The following is an 18,414-nucleotide window of genomic DNA, read 5'->3' as shown; positions in this document are numbered from 1 at the left end:
ATGACCCAAGTTACGGGTCATCTCTTTTTTTGCACAACTATGAACGGTATTACTTCACCCGTGGTGCTGCAAGTAAATGCTCAACAATGAAATTAAGCTGCGCGTCCAAGGAATAAATATCGCTGTAATAGGATAAGCCGAAGTCAATATTTATAAGGCGGCCTTCTTTGACTGCGGGGATGGCGTTCCAGAGCGGGTCCCCAGTCAGATCAGCCATCCCGTCATAGGAGGAACGGAAGATATAATCCCCGCTGTAATCAGCCAGAACTTCAAAGGATATGGAATCGCCCTCAGCCTCGGTCTTGCTGTCGAATTTGGCCTGGAGCAGCTCCGGTGCCTTCATTCCAAGATATTCATAGATGACCTGCGAACCCCGGCCGTATTGTTTGCTCATAGCCACGACCATGCTGCGCTTTGCGCCGCCTTCCATGATGGAGACCGTCGAGCCGAGAATTCCCGCATCCCGGAGCTTCTGCTTACTCTCCTCCACCTTGGAATTGAAGTCGCTCAATAGAGTGGCGGCCTCGTCTTCCTTGCCGAAAATATGTCCGATGAAGCAGACCCGCTCTTCCGTCGTCATTTGCTCATAAGGAACCAGAACCGTTGGTGCGATACTGTGCAGCGCTTCGTAAGTTTCTTCGGAAGGAACAATGATCAGATCGGGATTCAGCGACAGGATCACCTCCGGATTAGCCTCGAACCAGGTGCCCAGCTTCTGCACATCTTTCAATTCCTCCTCGAAGGCGGCACCTTCGGATACGTCTGACACGCCGATAGGTTTAATGCCCAGTGCCAGAACATCGCCCAGCAAGTAGAGCACCACGACACGCTGAGGATCGGCAGGCACCTCAATGTCTCCTTTTACCGTAGTGATTGTACGGGTCTGTGACTCGGCCGCAGTGTTGTCTGGAGATGGGGTGGCGATTGCAGCGGCACTAGGAGAAGAGGCCGGTGAGGGGCTGGTGTTGCCCGCTGCGCTAGAGCCTGTAGTACCTGGGGAACAGGCACTTAACACTATGGTGAAGCATAACAACAAGGTTAACAGTAGAGATGGCTTGGCTGTTCTGAACATGGATGACGCTCCTTTAAGATCATATTGATAATGATTATCATCATCAATATATCGGAGAGTGTCTTCACGGGCAATGTCATATACGGACAGAGCAGATGGCATATCCCGCCACAGGGGAGTGGACTGCACAGAATTCTTGTACCTCACCGGCGAGCTTCCGAAGTGCTTCTTGAACATTTTGCCAAAAGAATATGCATCCGGGTACCCCACAGCAGCCGCAATATCATGCAGTGTGGCCTCTGTGCCCAGCAGCAGCTCACGGGCCTTATCCATGCGAATCTGGAACAGATATTGGGCAGGGCTGGTCTGAAGCCGCATGCGGAATAATCTCGATAAAGTCCTCGGGCTTGTGCCCAGAGTCTCGGCAAGTGTATCCAGTGTGAACGGCCTGTTGTAAGAATGGTGCATATACCGTACGGCCTGGTCAACCACATCTGCTCTGAGCGGCTGCAGCTCCTGCCCCTGCATTTGATGAAGCAGCTCATGGACCCACTGATAGAACAGGGCTTTGGCATGCAGATGCTCCAGAGCGCGGCGTGTCTGCCAATCATTGTACATCTGGTCCAGAATCTCATACAGCGGCAGGGGATGAGCCGGAATGAAGTGATAGGTTCCGGTAAAAGGCCTGCTCCGTTCCAAAAGCGCCGTTAGGCTGCGCCGGGCAGGCAGGGTTAACGCAGAACGGTACATAATAAGGTAATAATCCAATATTTCCTGTGTTTTCAGCAATTGGATCATGGTGCCTTTGCCCCCGTGAAAGACACTTGCGCCACTGATTTCATATGGGCTGTCATCTATAAGCACACTTGCGCTGCCGCGAACAATATACAGGTATGTACTAGCCGGAAAGCGGTACTTCAGCGGATGTTGTCCGGCAATGAATGAGGCTTTGCGGATATCCATAACTTCTACAGCAGCATGGTTCCACAATACGATATGGTCCTTAAAATCCATGTATCTTCTCAACTCCTGTTGTTTCATAAACCAAGTATATTTGATAATCATTCTCATTTGCAATGAATTTACGCTTCTCTGCTTGGCGGTCATGCATAGGAAGTCCTGCCAGTCGTCATAATAACCGTAGCTATTCATGCAGACTTCCAAGAGAAAGGTAGAGCGAACCATGACCAAACATAAGCAATGGATGATTGCCGTATTGACTCTTGCACTGGCAGCCGTACCGTTTGCGGGTGTCCGCTTAGAAGACCGGGACCGGATGTATGCCGAGCCGGCCCGGAATTCATCGGCAGCAGCGGTTTACCCCGGAGAAGAGGAAGAGGCTATGCCTGTGTTCGGGACAACCCCGCTCAAGCTTGGATCTTCCGGGCAGGATGTCTATGAGCTGCAGGGAAGACTGAAGCATCTTGGGTATTTCGACGGCAAAATTGACAGCCAGTTCGGACCCAAAACCAAAAATGCCGTTACTTGGTTCCAGTGGAAATTCGGCCTGAAGTCTGACGGCGTGGTTGGTGCCAAAACCAAGCTTAAGCTGTACAATGCCACAAAGGCCTGGAAGCCGACTGAGCCTAAGACATCTACCGCCCAGAAGAATACCCAGGGAGGCAACAATACGGCCAAATCGAACACAGCAGAGCTGTCCTCCGGCAATACGATGGGGCTCTCCGAGAATGATTTGAAAATTATGGCCAATGCGGTCTACGGGGAAGCACGCGGGGAGCCGTTTGAAGGGCAGGTAGCGGTAGCGGCGGTGATTCTGAACCGGGTGAAATCGCCCAGCTTCCCCAACACCCCGTCCGGGGTTATCTTCCAGCCGGGAGCCTTCACCGCAGTAGCCGACGGCCAGATCTATCTGGAGCCTAACGAGCAGGCACGCAAGGCGGTGCAGCAGGCACTGAACGGCTGGGACCCGTCCGGCGGCTGTATCTATTATTTCAACCCGAAGACGGCGACCTCGAAGTGGATCTGGTCCCGCCCGCAGGTGAAGACGATCGGGCAGCATATTTTCTGCATGTAACAGCGGGCGCACCGTCTGAGAGCTTACAAGGAAGCGTCACGCATAGAACCTTTACTGCGAGCAACCGGAAGCTGTCCTCCGGTTGCTTCCTTACTTTGGAATGGTTTAGAATGGATAATACTTCATACACTTGAAATACAGCATTGAAATACAGCATCTATCCAGCCGTAACGGGCCGTAAAGGAGTTTTGGAATTGACAAATAACGGATTTCACCACGGCAGCGCTGCCGGTATGCGCATTCATGTTCTGCCGACCAAGGCGTTCAAGACGTTCGCCATTTCACTATATGCCGGCGTTCCTCTGGAAGAGAGTACAGTAACGTCTACGGCGCTGGTTCCTTTTGTCCTCCGCCGGGGGACGGCCTCCTATCCTGAGACCACCCAGTTCCGTGAACGACTGGAGGAGCTGTACGGTGCAGGCTTCGGCTTTGATATTTACAAGCGCGGGGATTATCAGATTGTCCAGTTCAGAATGGATACGATCAACGATTCCTTTGTTCAGAGCAAGGAGAGCCTGCTGGAGGAGTCCTTTGCTTTTCTCGGAGAGGTATTCACCCGCCCTCTGGTGGAAGCCGGAAGCTTCCGTGCCTCCTATGTAGCTACCGAACGTGAGACGATCCGCAAGAAGCTGGAGGCCATTGTCAACGATAAAATCCGTTATGCGGCAGAGCGCTGCATCGAGGAAATGTGCCGCCATGAGCCGTACCGACTGCATCCGCTGGGTCAAAGGGCTGACCTGGACAGCATCACGCCGGAATCGCTGTACCAGACATATCAATCCTGGCTGAACGGTGCCACCCTGGATCTGTATGTGGTTGGTGACACTACCCCTGAGGAGGTTGAAAAGCTGGTAACAGCCCACTTTGGGAGGGATCGCCAGGATCAGCCGGCATCTTATGCTTCCGGGTTCAAGCCTGTGCAGGTTACGGAAGTGCGGACGGTGGAGGAGAAGCTTGATGTCAATCAGGGCAAGCTGAATATGGGACTGCGCACCTCAATCACTTATAAGGATGACAGATATGCGGCTGCGTTAATGTACAACGGTATACTCGGCGGCTATCCGCACTCCAAGCTGTTCGTCAACGTGAGGGAGAAGGAGAGCCTGGCGTATTACGCCTCTTCCCGGTATGACGGGCATAAAGGAATCGGCACGATCCAGTCCGGTATCGAGAGCCAGAATTACGGCAAGGCGGTGGATATTATCCGCAAGCAGCTGGATGAGCTGCGGGCCGGCAGCATCAGCGAGCTTGAGCTTAGCCAGACCAAGGCGATGATCCGCAATCTGCTCTCGGAGATTCAGGATTCCGCGTTTGAGCTGATCTCCTTCGATTTCAACCGGCAGCTGTCCGGCAAGGACCGCTCCGCCGAAGAGCTGATGGACCAGGTGGAGCATATCGGTGCGGCGGAGGTTAAGGCGGCGGCGGAGACTTTTGAACTGGATACGATTTATTTCCTGACAGGGAAGGGGGAATAGCGGTGCGCAAGCTCCATTACGAAAGACTGCAAGAGACACTTTATCACGAGGTTATGGACAACGGCCTGCAGGTGTATGTGCTGCCGAAGCCGGCCTTCCGCAAAGCCTACGCCACCTTCGCCACCAAATACGGTTCTGTGGATAATCACTTTAAGGTGGCCGGGGGGGAAGAAATCAGGGTTCCCGACGGGATCGCCCACTTCCTGGAGCACAAAATGTTCGAGGAGCCGGAGGGCGACATTTTTGCCACCTTTGCCTCCAACGGTGCCTCCGCGAACGCCTTCACCAGCTTTGACCAGACGGTGTATCTCTTCTCAGCCACAGAGAATATTGAGACGAACCTTAGCACTCTGGTGGATTTCGTGCAGCGTCCATATTTCACGGATGAGAACGTGGAGAAGGAGAAGGGGATCATCGGCCAGGAGATCAATATGTATGCCGACAATCCGGACTGGCGGGTCTATTTCGGTCTGATTGAAGCGATGTATGCGACCCACCCGGTCCATATCGATATTGCCGGAACCATTGAGTCGATCTCGACCATCACGAAGGAGACGCTGTATACCTGCTACAATGCCTTCTACCATCCCAGCAATATGCTGCTGTTTGTAGTCGGCGGTGTTGATCCTGAGCAGGTCTTCGAACTGATCCGCAATAATCAGCATGGCAAAAGCTATGAGCCGCAGGGTGAAATCACCCGCATCTTCGATCAGGAGCCGGACGAGGTCGCCTCGAAGCATGTGGAGAGCCGTCTGGCGGTCTCTATTCCCAAGATGATGTTCGGGTTCAAGGAGAAGGTGGATGGCTTGAGCGGAGAGGCGGCGGTGCGCCGGGATCTCACCACCAAGCTGATGCTGGATCTGCTGCTGGGCAGCAGCACGCCGCTGTATCAGAAGCTCTACGATGAAGATCTGATCTCCGACAGCTTCGGCCATGAGTTCAACAGCTCCCCGCAATATGCGTTCTCGGCTATCGGCGGCGACACCAGAGACCCGGGGCTGCTGCTGGAGCGGATTAAGGAGGAGGTTGGCCATATTCTGGAGACAGGCTTCGCGGAGAAGGATTTCGAGCGGGCCCGCAAAAAGAAAATCGGCGGCTACCTGCGGATGCTGAACTCGCCGGAGACCATCGCCCATGAATTCACGCGCTACCAGTTCCATGGCGGCGATCTGTTCGAAGTGCTTCCCCTGTACGAATCGATCACGCTGGAAGAAGTCAATGCCCGGCTCCGCGACCATGTGAAGTGGGAACAGCTGGCCGTGTCGCTTGTGGTGAGCCCCGAATGACGCTGCCGGGAGAGGACAGCAAGCCGATTGGGGAGATGACCGTGCTTATTACCGGAGGCAGCGGGGGAATCGGCGGGGCGATCGCTGAGCGTTTTGCTTCGGTTGGCATGAACATTGTGATCCATTATATGAACTCGCATGAAGCGGCGAATGATGTGGCCCGGCGCTGTATGGCGCTGGGTGCGAAGGTAATGACGGTCGCCGCCGATATGAAGGACCGCAGCCAGCTGGTGCGCATGGCCGAAAGGCTGGAGAGCAGCGGCATGATGCCTGACATCCTGGTCAACAATGCCGGGAAGGCGCATTACGGGATGCTGGCCGATGTGACGGAGGAGGAGTGGGACGACATTATGGCGGTGAATCTGAAGGGCACCTTCATGTGCAGCCAGATTTTCATGCCATATATGGTCTCCCAGCGTTACGGGCGGATTATTAACGTCTCTTCCGTATGGGGAATTTCCGGCGCTTCCTGCGAAGTGGCCTACTCAGCCAGCAAGGGGGGCGTGAATGCGTTCACCAAGGCGCTGGCCAAGGAGCTTGCCCCCTCGAAGGTAACGGTGAATGCGGTAGCCCCTGGGGCGGTGCAGACCGCTATGCTGGCTAATCTGGAGCCGGGTGAGGTGAAGATGCTGGAGGAGGAGATCCCTGCGGGGCGGCTGGCCTCGCCGGAAGAGATTTCATCGCTTGTCTATTTTCTGGCGCTGCCGGAATCGGGGTATATCACCGGGCAGATCATCAGTCCGAACGGCGGCTGGATTACCTAGGCACGCTGGAGAAATGCTCCAGCATAAGATTTTCCGGCTTGAGACATATTATAACTGTTGCTTCTAAATCTCAAAATCACCACAACCCCGAGGAGGATTTAAGATGTCAACAGATTCTGTAGTGAAGAACTTTGATACCTGGAAAAGCTTTTTGGGAGACCGGGTCATTCAGGCGGAAAAAATGGGGATGAGCGACGAGACCATCACCAAGCTGGCTTTTGAAATCGGGGAATTCCTCGACAAGAAGGTCGATCCGGGCAACTATTCCAACCGGGCCATCAAAGAGCTGTGGGATGTCGGAACGGATGACGAGAAGCATACCATTGCCGCACTCATGGTCAAACTGGCGAAGAAAAACGCATAGGTATGCGGAACAAGCTCCCCCTGCGGGAGCTTTTCTGCAATTATTACAATCGTGTCCTTGCCTTTCAATTTTTTTTTATATATCATTAACATGACCCGTGTATTAAGAGCAATATGCAGGGAAAAGGAATCTATGAGGTGCGCAAAGTGGAATATAAACAATGGTATATGGAGTATAAGATACATAAGAACAGACCCGGTCTGCTTGGCGATATCGCCTCCATGCTGGGGATGCTGGAAGTCAACATTCTGACCATTAACGGTGTGGAGGGCAAGACCCGCGGAATGCTGCTGGAGACCAGCGACGACGATAAGATCATGCTGATGGGCGAGATGCTCAAAAAAGTTGATAATATAACGGTCACCGCACTGCGTACACCGCGGCTGGTGGACCGTCTGGCTGTCCGCCATGGACGATATATTGACCGTGACTCCGATGACCGCAAGACCTTCCGCTTCACCCGGGATGAGCTCGGGCTGCTGGTGGATTTTCTCGGTGAATTGTTTAAGAGGGACGGAAATCAGGTTATAGGACTACGAGGTATGCCCCGGGTGGGCAAGACCGAATCGATTATTGCCGGCAGCGTCTGCGCGATGAAGCGCTGGACGTTTGTTTCGTCGACGCTTCTGCGGCAGACAGTCCGCAGCCAGCTGGCTGAAGACGAGATGAACCCGCATAATGTCTTCATTATTGACGGGATTGTCAGCACGATCCGCTCCAATGAGAAGCACTATAATCTGCTGCAGAATGTCATGAGTATGCCGAGCACCAAGGTGATCGAGCATCCGGACATTTTTGTGCGTGAATCGGAGTATACGTTTGATGACTTCGATATCATTATCGAGCTGCGCAATGCGCCGAACGAAGAGATCTTGTACGAGTCGTTTACGACAAGCTACAGTGATGATCTTTAATATATTCTCAATCTGGGAGGTGATGGTATGTCGGAACTGGGCCGGCATTTGAAAGAGGCGCGTCTGCAAAAGGGGATGAGCCTTGATGATGTCCAGGAAGTAACAAAGATCCGCAAAAAATATTTGGAGGCCATCGAAGCAGGTGATTATAAAGTGCTTCCGGGCAGCTTTTATGTACGGGCCTTTATCAAAACCTATGCGGAGGCAGTCGGGGTTAACCCGGACGAGCTGATGGAGGAGCACGGCAATGTGCCCGCGGCTCCCGTAGATACCACCATGGAGACGGTGATTCAGAAGCGCAGCCGCAAGCCCGAAACACAGCGGAACCCCAAGTGGCTGCCCACCCTGCTCATGTGGACATTCCCTGTGCTGATCCTGGTGGTCATCTATTTATATGCATCTTCAACGATGAATGACTCGGAGCCGGAAAAGGCTGATAACGGCAGCCTGACTACGGCAACACAAGACCCGTCCAAGGTTCAGGCTTCGCCAACGGCGGCAGGCGGCGGGGCTGCAACCTCGGCGCCTGAAGCTACGGCTGGCGCGGAGAGTACGCCAACGACTGCACCTTCCGCAACGCCGGAGCCGTCTGCACCGGCGTCTCCCGGATCGGTTACTGTTACCCAGGACCGCAAATCGGGCAAGACTACGATCTACAAAGTCTCTGCGCCTGCCGGCAGCCAGGTCCAGGTAGAGATTGCCGCTTCCGGGGTCAGCTGGCTTGAAGTGTACAAAGGCGAGAACTCCAAAGGGGAGAAGCTTAGCTTCGGGAACACCAAGGCCGGTGACAATATGAGCTTCACTCTGGACAGTGAAGGAATGTACATCAAATCGGGGTATTCGCCGGCTACAGCGATTACAGTGAATGGACAGGTTATCACTGACGGCAAGACCTCTTCACGCCTGCTTCTGGAGCTGGATAACTCGGGTTCCGGTAACGGCGGTCCGGAGAATGGTGCAGCAGAGGGCGGGACTACGGGAGAATAGCGGACAGATCACATGTATAGTCTTTGGCGGATTGGAGAACCTAGGAATGATTTACAGTTCTTTCGCCAAAGCGAGGTGTATTCTCTCATGACCGTCAGCTGGATCGTAACAGGGCTTGGCATTATTGTCAGCCTCCTCGGGTATTATTTGACACCCAGTGCCTGGGGGTATGGCATTCTGGGCTTTGGACTGGCACATGTTCTGCTGGGGATTCTGGATATGTTCCGGGCTCCTGCGCGGAACAGGTAATAGGAAGGTGAGCGTCTCCCGGAAGCCGGGAGACGTGTTTTTTTGCATCCTAAGCGGCGTTCTCTTTCCAGTATTAGACTTCATAGCCCCTATCTCATATAATAGGTACAGACTAATTGTAGATAAAGGAAGTGGAATCATGAGTTCAGAGAGTTCATTTGATATTGTATCCAAGATGGATATGCAGGAGCTGACCAATGCGGTTCATCAGACGGAGAAGGAGATCGCGAACCGCTTTGACTTCAAGAACAGCAAGAGCAGCCTCAAGCTGGAGAAGGATGCGCTGATCATCACCTCTGAGGACGAATATAAGCTGAATGCTGTGATTGATATTCTTCAGACCAAGATGGTGAAGCGTGGAATCACACTCAAGAATATGGATTACGGCAAGATTGAGCCTGCGGCTCTGGGCACGGTGCGCCAGCGTCTGGGTCTGCGGCAGGGGATCGACCAGGACAACGCCAAGAAGATCAACATTCTGATCCGGGACTCCAAATTGAAGGTCAAGAGCACGATCCAGGGCGATACAATCCGGGTAACCGGTAAGAGCCGCGATGATCTTCAGCAGATTATCCAGCTTCTGCGCAAAGCTGATTTGCCGCTCGACCTGCAGTTTAACAATTTAAAGTAAGCCTATGTACCCCGCAGTGTATACATCCCTTACTTTGCGGGGTGCTTTCTGTTTTTTTGACACCCAATTGTGGCTATAATATACTAGCGTAGGCAGTTTTAAAGAAGAATGTGGAATACCGGATTCGTATGGACTAGGGGAGGAACTTCAGTGAATTTGCCCAACCGCATTACATTAGCGCGTATTTGTCTCATCCCGATTATGATGTTTTTTCTGCTGGTGGATTTCAGCTTCTATCCGGAACCGATTCATTGGGGCTCCTTTCAGCTGTCAGTGAACCATCTGGTCGCGGCTGTTATTTTCCTGCTTGCCGCCAGTACAGACGGAATTGACGGTTACATAGCCAGAAAATACAACATGGTCACCAATCTCGGGAAGCTGCTCGATCCGCTCGCGGACAAGCTGCTGGTCTCGGCGGTTCTGATCTCGCTGGTCGAGCTGGGCAGATGCGACTCCTGGATTGCCATTGTTATCATCAGCCGTGAGTTTGCCGTGACTGGTCTCCGTCAGGTGGCACTGCTGGAAGGGAAGGTCGTGGCTGCCAGCCAATGGGGCAAGATCAAGACGGTCGTCCAGATCGTCGCCATTTCGCTGCTGCTGCTGAACAACTTCCCGTTCCAGTTCGTCAGTATCCCTGTGGATGATATTGCGATTTGGGCGGCGGCGCTCATTACGATTTATTCAGGCATTGATTATTTCGTCAAGAACAAGGAATTGCTGGAGTTTTAGGACCGGAAGAGTCGCTACAGCGTGAAATTTTACAGATTTACTACACAGAGGAGAGAACCAGCTATGAAAGCGGAAATTATTGCGGTTGGAACAGAGCTTCTGCTTGGACAAATCGTGAACAGCAATGCGCAGTTTCTTTCAACAGAGCTGGCGGCTTTGGGCATTGACGTGTATTTTCAGACGGTGGTCGGAGATAACAAGAACCGTCTGCTGGAGGCAATCGGGATCGCCCGGAGCCGGGCGGATATTATATTGTTCACCGGCGGAATCGGTCCGACCGAGGATGACCTGACCAAGGATGCTTTGGCGGCGGCCCTTGGCCGCACGCTTCATATTGACCAGCTTGCCATGGATCATGTGCAGCGCTTCTTCGATGAGCGCAAGATTGTGATGACCGAGAATAACCGCAAGCAGGCCCTGGTGATTGAAGGAACCACCCCGCTCGCCAACGATATTGGGCTGGCGGTCGGACTTGCCTATGCAGAGCAGGACAAGTATTACATTGTGCTGCCGGGGCCGCCCCGGGAGATGAAGCCGATGTTCACGGACAAGGCCAAGCCGTGGCTGCAGCAGCATGCCCTTACGAATGAAATGCCGATCTACTCGAAGATGCTCAAGTTCGCAGGCATTGGCGAATCGCTGCTGGAGGATAAGCTGATCGACCTGATCCGCAGCCAGAGCGATCCGACTATAGCGCCTTATGCTAAGGAAGGCGAAGTAACCGTGCGGATCTCCACGAAGGCTCCTTCCGAACGCGAGGCGATGGTTAAGCTTGATGCACTGGAGAAGAAGATTGCCGCTATTCTGCCGGAGCATCTCTATGCCAACATTGATGTGCCGCTGGAGCAGCTGATTGTGGACTGGATGGCGGATGCCGGACTGACGCTTAGCGCGGCTGAGAGCTGCACCGGCGGTCTGCTCATGGAGAGCATCACGAATATTCCGGGCAGCGCCTCCATGTTCGCCGGGGGGATTGTCTGCTATTCCAATGACATCAAGAAGAAGCTGCTGAATGTGCCTTCCGCCATGCTGGAGGGTCCCGACGCTCCCGGAGCGGTAAGCCGGGAGGTGGCCGAGGTGCTGGCGGAGCAGGTGCGCATGATTGGCGATACGGACTTTGGCCTGTCGGTTACCGGTGTAGCCGGACCGGGGTATTCGGAGCGCAAGCCTGTCGGCCTTGTATTTGTCGGGCTGGCAGAGCGGGGCTGCAAGACGGAGGTCTATGAGCTGAATCTGAAGGGAACGCGGGAGAATATCCGCCTGCGCACCGTCAAGGCGCTGCTGTACCGTCTGTGGCGCCGCCTGGAGGAGCGCAAGGTGTCCACCCCGCTGGAGGGCTCGGCCTTGCAATAGCCGCTCTGGTCGTTATATAATTCGGATATGCGGAAGAACCGTGGCTTGAGTAATCATGCTGCGGTTTTTTGTTTATAAATATGGATAAGAATGCTTTCACTGGAAGGAGGCATAATCTTACATTAAAAGGAAGTCCGATCCCGGAACTCAAAAAAAACGAATGTATGTTCTAAAAAATGCTTGGCAAGACCCTCAAAACACGTTATTATAATACTATAAACAGTGAAGGAAGTGGTCTGATTGTCAGATCGTCGTGCAGCGCTTGAGATGGCGCTTCGTCAAATAGAAAAACAATTCGGTAAAGGTTCGGTTATGAAACTGGGCGAATCGACCCACATGAAAGTGGAAGTTGTACCTAGCGGATCTTTGGCACTTGATATTGCACTGGGTATCGGCGGACTTCCCAAAGGACGTATTATTGAAGTGTATGGACCGGAATCCTCCGGTAAGACAACGGTGGCTCTTCATGCCATCGCTGAAGTACAGAAGCAAGGCGGACAAGCTGCCTTCATCGATGCCGAGCATGCGCTTGATCCCAAGTATGCGAATGCGCTGGGCGTTAACATTGATGAATTGCTGCTCTCCCAGCCGGATACGGGAGAACAGGCCCTTGAGATTGCCGAAGCGCTGGTGCGCAGCGGTGCGGTAGACATTATTGTAGTTGACTCTGTTGCAGCTCTGGTACCGAAGGCTGAAATCGAAGGCGATATGGGTGATTCCCATGTCGGTCTGCAGGCCCGCCTGATGTCTCAGGCACTCCGCAAGTTGTCCGGTGCGATCAACAAATCGAATACGATTGCCATCTTCATTAACCAGCTTCGCGAGAAGATTGGTGTTATGTTCGGTAACCCTGAGACTACGCCAGGCGGACGCGCCCTGAAGTTCTACTCGTCCATCCGGCTGGATGTGCGCCGTGTAGAGAGCATCAAGATGGGTAATGATGTGGTTGGTAACCGTACGAAGATCAAGGTTGTGAAGAACAAGGTAGCGCCTCCGTTCAAGCAAGCGGATGTGGATATCATGTACGGCGAAGGGATTTCCAAAGAGGGAAGCCTGGTGGATATCGGAACCGAGATGGATATCGTCAACAAGAGCGGAGCCTGGTACTCTTATGACGGCGAACGCCTGGGTCAGGGCCGTGAGAACTCCAAGCAGTTCCTGAAGGAACATCCGGATGTTGCCCTGCTGATCGAGAACAAGATCCGTGAAGCCAGCAACTTGTCAACTCTGGTTGCTGCACCAACTGAAGCGGAGGCTGCCGCTGAGCAGGAGGAAGAAGAGAAGCTGCTGCTGGAGATTGAATAGAAGATAAGATCAGTGAGCGCCCTGTTAAGGATTTGACAGGGTGCTTTTCTTTTAATGCTGCAAGGTTAATATAAATACATGGGCATTCTGTCTAGGTGATAAGGAGAGTTACAGCATGGTTATACAGTTGAATCCTGAACCGGAGGAACAGGAGGAGCAGGTGCTGGCGGATTTCCCCGATGATGAGGAACTGGTAATTACGCGTGTAGAGCGCCTGAAGAAGTCGAACTACCGTTATCTGATTCATTTCGGAGCCTATAGCATGACTGTTCACGAGGATATTATGATTAAGTACCGGATGATTACCGGAAGCACGTTCGTGAAGGCTGATCTGGAGGACATTGTGGCAGCCGATGAACGCCAGCGGGCCTATGTGGAAGGGCTGAGATATCTGGAACGCAAGCCGAGAACTACTCAGGAGATGGCCCGCCGTTTAAGAGAGAAGGAAATAGGGGAGACTGTTATATCTGAGGTGCTGCTGCGTCTGCAGAGTGAACGTCTGCTGGATGATCCCCTGTATGCCAGACAGTGGGCAGAGCAGCGGATGACCTACCAGCGCAAGGGGAAGATGTGGATTCGCCAGGAGCTGCGCGAGAAGGGGATCGATCCGTCCCTGATTGCTGAGACACTGGAGGAGATCACCCCCGAGCAGGAGCTGGAGAGTGCGCTTCAGACCGGACGGAAGAAATGGAACCTGCTCCGCGGAGACGCGGCCGATAAACGGCGCAAGACGGGAGCCTATCTGATGAGGCGCGGATTCTCCGGTGAGCAGGTGCGCCGGGTGCTCGGAATTCTGCGGGAAGAGGAGGATTCCGGCCCGGATGAGGAGGAGATGTACTTCCCGGATTGATTCGCTTGACTTTCCAGCGGTTATCGACTCTCTTGACAAGGTCTTTTTATAAATAATAAAATATAACATGAATCGGCATAAACTAAGAATCCTTTTTCCTTCCCAAAAAGCAGACTCTTGTGTTCCGGTTCACGTACAACTCATATGAATATGTTAACGCCGTATAAGGCGGGCAGTGTGCATGTGCAGCATGTGCAGTATGGCAATCGGTGTATTACCGGTTTTTTGTATGGTGATGAACGGATAGTTTAACAACTGCACATTTACCCGAGGAAGAGCCTTGGAGGATGTCAACGAGGAGGTGAACAGATGGAACCATTGATCTGGGTCATTATCGTTCTCGTTGTAGCTGCAGCATTCTTTGGATTCGGTTATTTTATTCGTAAATCCCTTGCAGAAGCTAAAATTTCAAGCGCAGAGAAGGAAGCCGTAGTCATCGTGGAGAACGCGAAGAAAGAGGCTGAGGCGCTGAAGAAGGAAACGGTATTGGAGGCCAAAGACGAAGTTCACAGAATCCGTACCGAAGCTGAGAAAGAAACTCGTGAACGTCGGAATGAAATCCAACGGCAAGAGAGACGTTTGCTGCAAAAGGAAGAATCGCTGGATAAAAAAATGGAATCGCTTGAGCGAAAAGAAGAGCAGGTAGCTAACAAAGAGAAACGAATCGATGAGACCCAACAGCAAATTGATGTGATCTACAAGAATCAGGTGACTGAACTGGAGCGTATCTCCAATCTGAGCATCGATGATGCCAGAAGTATCATTCTCAGCAATGTGGAGCAGGAAGTCCGTCACGAAACCGCCCAGATGATTAAGGAGATTGAACAGCAGGCCAAAGAGGACGCGGACAAAAAGGCCCGCGAGATCATTACCTTGGCGATCCAGCGCTGTGCAGCCGATCATGTGGCGGAAACTACGGTATCCGTAGTGACATTGCCGAATGAAGAGATGAAGGGCCGGATTATTGGCCGTGAGGGCCGTAACATCCGTGCACTGGAGACTCTTACCGGGATTGATCTTATTATTGATGATACGCCGGAAGCTGTTATTCTGTCGGGATTCGATCCGATCCGCCGCGAAGTGGCCCGTACGGCACTTGAGAAGCTGGTGGCGGATGGCCGCATTCATCCTGCCCGGATTGAAGAAATGGTGGAGAAATCCCGCAAGGAAGTTGATGAGCGGATTCGTGAGTATGGTGAACAAGCTACCTTCGAGGTTGGCGTTCATGGCCTGCATCCGGATCTGATCAAGATTCTGGGCCGCCTGAAATTCCGTACGAGCTACGGTCAGAACGTACTTAAGCACTCGATGGAGGTTGCTTATCTGACTGGACTGATGGCCGGTGAGCTTGGGGAAGACATCGTGCTTGCAAAACGTGCCGGATTGCTTCATGATATCGGCAAAGCGCTTGATCATGAAGTGGAAGGTTCGCATGTTGAAATTGGCGTCGAACTGGCGAAGAAGTACAAGGAACATCCGGTGGTTATCAACAGTATCGCTTCCCATCACGGGGATTGCGAGGCTACATCGGTGATTGCGATGCTGGTCGGAGCTGCTGACGCATTGTCGGCTGCACGTCCGGGCGCACGCCGTGAGACCCTGGAGACGTACATCAAGCGTCTGGAGAAGCTGGAGGAGATTTCGGAGTCCTTCGAGGGCGTCGAGAAATCCTACGCCATTCAAGCGGGCCGCGAGGTTCGCGTGATGGTACAGCCTGAGAAGATTGATGATGCCGAGAGCTTCCGTCTGGCCCGCGATATTACGAAGATGATTGAGAGTGAGCTGGATTATCCGGGTCATATCAAGGTTACGGTAATCCGCGAGACCCGTGCTGTAGAATACGCCAAATAAACACAGGATTAAAGGCCCCCATGCGGGGCTTTTTTTCTTGAATTGTGTATTTCCCCGTTGGGATCGAAGCGTTTGGAAGAAGCTAGAATAGGTGAAATTATACTTATGCAGCGATTTTTGGTTCTTACTATACAACATAGGAGGAGAAGATCATTAAAGTTTTATTTATCGGAGACATCGTAGGCAATACAGGCAGAAAAGCGCTGCGTGAAATGCTGCCTTCCTTAAAAAGTAAATATCAGCCGCATGTAATTATCGCCAATGGTGAGAATGCGGCCGCCGGTAGAGGAATTACGACCGCGATTGCCAATGAATTTTTCAACTGGGGTATCCATGGGATCACGATGGGCAACCACACCTGGGACAACAAGGATATCTTTGAATTCATTGACGACGAGCCGCGGATCATCCGTCCGGCCAACTTCCCGCCGGGAACCCCGGGCAGAGGATACACGGTCGTGAAGGGAAACGGGAAACAGCTGGCGATTGTGAATCTGCAGGGGCGTACCTTCCTGCCGGCCATTGATGATCCGTTCCGGATCGGCGAGGAGATTGTGGAGGAGCTGCGCAGGGAGCATAAATGTATCCTGGTAGACTTCCATGCTGAAGCCACCTCCGAGAAGATAGCGATGGGCTACTTCATGGACGGCCTGGCCTCGATTGTGGTGGGCACACACACTCATGTGCAGAGCAATGACGAGGTGATCCTGCCCGGCGGGACGGCCTATCTGACCGATGCCGGTATGGTTGGTTCAAGAGAAGGAATTCTGGGTATGGAAAAGGATGCGATTCTGTATAAATTCACAACACAGCTTCCTTCCCGGTTCGTTGTGGATGAAGGCAAGTGGCAGCTGCACGGTTTATTCGCTGAGCTTGATGAAGCTACAGGGAAGGCAACACGGGTGGAGAAAATCAGGCTGCGTGAAGATGAATGGGTGATGAGTTAAGGAATTGAACCGCAAATAGGTAATTCGGTAAAATTGATTTTTGTTTTGGGTAGAGTGTGATATTTATTATATCGAAAAAGAGTATCTTTTGAACTATTTTCTCCGGAGTAGTCCGCAAAAAGAAGGAATTAATTCTTCTCCCGCGAATAACATCTACTGTAGTGGAAGAAGAACACCATCATTTTCCCAGGGGAGGTACTTACTATGGAGGTATTAAAAGTATCAGCTAAATCCAATCCAAATTCCGTTGCTGGCGCATTAGCAGGTGTTCTTCGCGAACGGGGATCGGCCGAGCTACAGGCGATTGGAGCTGGAGCATTGAACCAGGCAGTCAAAGCTGTTGCCATCGCCCGGGGATTTGTTGCACCTAGCGGAGTCGACTTGGTCTGCATCCCGGCGTTCACGGATATCGTGATTGACGGGGAAGACCGGACGGCGATCAAGCTTATCGTTGAACCCAGATAATAATGAGATTGATTAAGATTTAGCCTGTTTACGATTATGTAAACAGGCTTTTTGCTGTTCTGACTGTTTCGGCAGCCGGGGGCATACATATGAGGTATGCGGAAGAAAGGAAGCTGATGAATGATGGAGAACAGGAAGCTGAACGTGGCTGATTTTCACTGCGATGCGCTCAGCAAGCTGGAGGCCTATCCTGGGATGGACTTCAGCAATGATCCCCGGCTGGATGTGACCAGTGAACGGCTGGCGGAGGGGAATGTGGCACTTCAGGTATTTGCAATCTATTTGTCGGCAGAGCGCGGCCGGGCCCGATTCGAGGATATTCTCGGTCAGATTGAAGCTTACCGTGAGCGGGTAGCCTGCCCCGGGGGCCTCCGCTGGCTGCGCTGGAAGGAAGAGGTGAAGGAGGTAGGTCTGGCTGGCCCAGCCTTTGGGATGCTGTCTCTGGAAGGCGTGGACGGTCTGGAGGGCAAGCTGTTCTATGCCCGGCTATGCTTCGAGCTTGGGGTACGCTTCCTGGGCATAACCTGGAACTATGCCAACTGGGCGGCAGACGGGGTGCTGGAGCGGAGAGGCGGCGGCTTCACCGAGCGGGGAAGGCAGCTCATTGACTGGTGTAACGGGAGCGGAATGCTGCTGGATGTGTCCCATCTGGCGCCGGCCGGCTTCTGGGAGCTTGCGGAGAGGAGTAAGCGGCCGTTCATTACGTCTCACTCCAATGCAGCAGCCGTCTGTGGGCATCCCCGAAATCTTAGCGATGATCAGATCAGGGCGATGATTGCCATGAACGGACGTATCGGGCTTACCTTTGTGCCATGGTTCGTCCGGGAAGGAGGCGGGGCGGAACGTGATGATGTACGGAGGCACATTGAGCATATCTGCGGCCTGGGCGGTAGCGGAGTGCTGATGTTCGGCTCAGATTTTGACGGCATTGATGCCTGGGTGAAAGGGCTGGAGCATCCGGGACAGTACGCGGAGTTCGCTGAATTGCTGCTGCGTTATTACCCGGAGGATGAGGTGAGAGGCTGGCTGTGCGGGAATGCGCTCCGTTACCTGGAGGACCAGCTTCCTTCCGTGGCAGACCCGAATCCAGATGCAGCGGGAACGGAATAAAAGGGATGGATAAATGTGGGTAATTCCAGTCACAAAATCGTAATATGTCGAAAAAAAGCGGCTCATTGTGACATGGATCTTTTTATT

18 protein-coding genes are annotated in these 18,414 nt (G+C 52.8%); 17 read left to right on the top strand and 1 reads right to left on the bottom strand.

The genetic code is table 11. The features are described 5' to 3' along the window. Positions 1–49: 49 nt before the first annotated feature. Positions 50–2,026, bottom strand: coding sequence for an AraC family transcriptional regulator (locus MHI24_RS02845; protein ID WP_340024051.1), 1,977 nt, complete (start codon positions 2,024–2,026; stop codon positions 50–52). A 169-nt stretch (positions 2,027–2,195) separates the two neighbouring features. Between MHI24_RS02845 and sleB the strand changes: the two genes are divergently transcribed. The 17 genes from sleB to MHI24_RS02760 all read left to right on the top strand — a co-directional run bounded on the left by sleB (position 2,196) and on the right by MHI24_RS02760 (position 18,327). Continuing rightward, positions 2,196–3,047, top strand: coding sequence for a spore cortex-lytic enzyme (gene sleB / locus MHI24_RS02840; RefSeq protein WP_340024050.1), 852 nt, complete (start codon positions 2,196–2,198; stop codon positions 3,045–3,047). A gap of 233 nt (positions 3,048–3,280) precedes the next feature. Then, entirely contained in the window at positions 3,281–4,522 is a 1,242-nt protein-coding gene (locus MHI24_RS02835; protein ID WP_340026589.1) for a pitrilysin family protein, read from the top strand. Between the two features lie 2 nt (positions 4,523–4,524). Further along, positions 4,525–5,808 carry a pitrilysin family protein gene (locus tag MHI24_RS02830; RefSeq protein ID WP_340024049.1) on the top strand — a complete coding sequence of 428 codons (1,284 nt, stop codon included), beginning with the start codon at positions 4,525–4,527 and terminating at the stop codon, positions 5,806–5,808. Further along, on the top strand, positions 5,805–6,572 hold the full coding sequence (fabG, locus tag MHI24_RS02825; protein ID WP_340024048.1) for a 3-oxoacyl-ACP reductase FabG: 768 nt from the start codon (positions 5,805–5,807) through the stop codon (positions 6,570–6,572). The genes MHI24_RS02830 and fabG overlap by 4 nt, the downstream gene beginning before the upstream one ends. 103 nt (positions 6,573–6,675) lie before the next feature. Next, entirely contained in the window at positions 6,676–6,936 is a 261-nt protein-coding gene (locus MHI24_RS02820) for a DUF3243 domain-containing protein (protein WP_238653730.1), read from the top strand. 146 nt (positions 6,937–7,082) lie between these two features. After that, the gene (locus MHI24_RS02815) at positions 7,083–7,850 is read left to right on the top strand and encodes a DUF3388 domain-containing protein (RefSeq protein WP_238653729.1); all 768 of its coding nucleotides are present in this window, start codon (positions 7,083–7,085) and stop codon (positions 7,848–7,850) included. A gap of 27 nt (positions 7,851–7,877) precedes the next feature. Further along, positions 7,878–8,837: a RodZ domain-containing protein gene (locus MHI24_RS02810; RefSeq protein ID WP_340024047.1), complete on the top strand. Its 960-nt coding sequence runs from the start codon at positions 7,878–7,880 to the stop codon at positions 8,835–8,837. Positions 8,838–8,924: 87 nt separating this feature from the next. Further along, positions 8,925–9,086, top strand: coding sequence for a hypothetical protein (locus MHI24_RS02805; protein ID WP_238653727.1), 162 nt, complete (start codon positions 8,925–8,927; stop codon positions 9,084–9,086). 139 nt (positions 9,087–9,225) lie between these two features. Next, positions 9,226–9,717 carry a YajQ family cyclic di-GMP-binding protein gene (locus tag MHI24_RS02800; RefSeq protein ID WP_340024046.1) on the top strand — a complete coding sequence of 164 codons (492 nt, stop codon included), beginning with the start codon at positions 9,226–9,228 and terminating at the stop codon, positions 9,715–9,717. A gap of 150 nt (positions 9,718–9,867) precedes the next feature. After that, on the top strand, positions 9,868–10,446 hold the full coding sequence (gene pgsA / locus MHI24_RS02795) for a CDP-diacylglycerol--glycerol-3-phosphate 3-phosphatidyltransferase (protein ID WP_340024045.1): 579 nt from the start codon (positions 9,868–9,870) through the stop codon (positions 10,444–10,446). Positions 10,447–10,509: 63 nt separating this feature from the next. Then, positions 10,510–11,799, top strand: coding sequence for a competence/damage-inducible protein A (locus MHI24_RS02790; RefSeq protein ID WP_340024044.1), 1,290 nt, complete (start codon positions 10,510–10,512; stop codon positions 11,797–11,799). 240 nt (positions 11,800–12,039) lie between these two features. Next, positions 12,040–13,104 (top strand): recombinase RecA, encoded by a 1,065-nt coding sequence (gene recA / locus MHI24_RS02785; RefSeq protein WP_340024043.1) that lies wholly within the window; start codon positions 12,040–12,042, stop codon positions 13,102–13,104. 115 nt (positions 13,105–13,219) lie between these two features. Then, positions 13,220–13,954 (top strand): RecX family transcriptional regulator, encoded by a 735-nt coding sequence (locus tag MHI24_RS02780; RefSeq protein ID WP_340024042.1) that lies wholly within the window; start codon positions 13,220–13,222, stop codon positions 13,952–13,954. 309 nt (positions 13,955–14,263) lie between these two features. Next, the gene (gene rny / locus MHI24_RS02775; RefSeq protein WP_340024041.1) at positions 14,264–15,805 is read left to right on the top strand and encodes a ribonuclease Y; all 1,542 of its coding nucleotides are present in this window, start codon (positions 14,264–14,266) and stop codon (positions 15,803–15,805) included. 152 nt (positions 15,806–15,957) lie between these two features. Next, positions 15,958–16,752 (top strand): TIGR00282 family metallophosphoesterase, encoded by a 795-nt coding sequence (locus MHI24_RS02770; RefSeq protein ID WP_340026588.1) that lies wholly within the window; start codon positions 15,958–15,960, stop codon positions 16,750–16,752. Positions 16,753–16,956: 204 nt separating this feature from the next. Beyond that, on the top strand, positions 16,957–17,217 hold the full coding sequence (locus MHI24_RS02765) for a stage V sporulation protein S (RefSeq protein ID WP_238653721.1): 261 nt from the start codon (positions 16,957–16,959) through the stop codon (positions 17,215–17,217). A 123-nt stretch (positions 17,218–17,340) separates the two neighbouring features. Further along, entirely contained in the window at positions 17,341–18,327 is a 987-nt protein-coding gene (locus MHI24_RS02760) for a membrane dipeptidase (RefSeq protein ID WP_340026587.1), read from the top strand. Positions 18,328–18,414 lie beyond the last annotated feature (87 nt).

The organism is Paenibacillus sp. FSL K6-1096 (assembly GCF_037977055.1).
Classification (GTDB): domain Bacteria; phylum Bacillota; class Bacilli; order Paenibacillales; family Paenibacillaceae; genus Paenibacillus_AQ.
The sequence above is the reverse complement of the archived record's forward strand: the minus strand, read 5'-3'. Positions and strand labels throughout refer to the sequence as shown.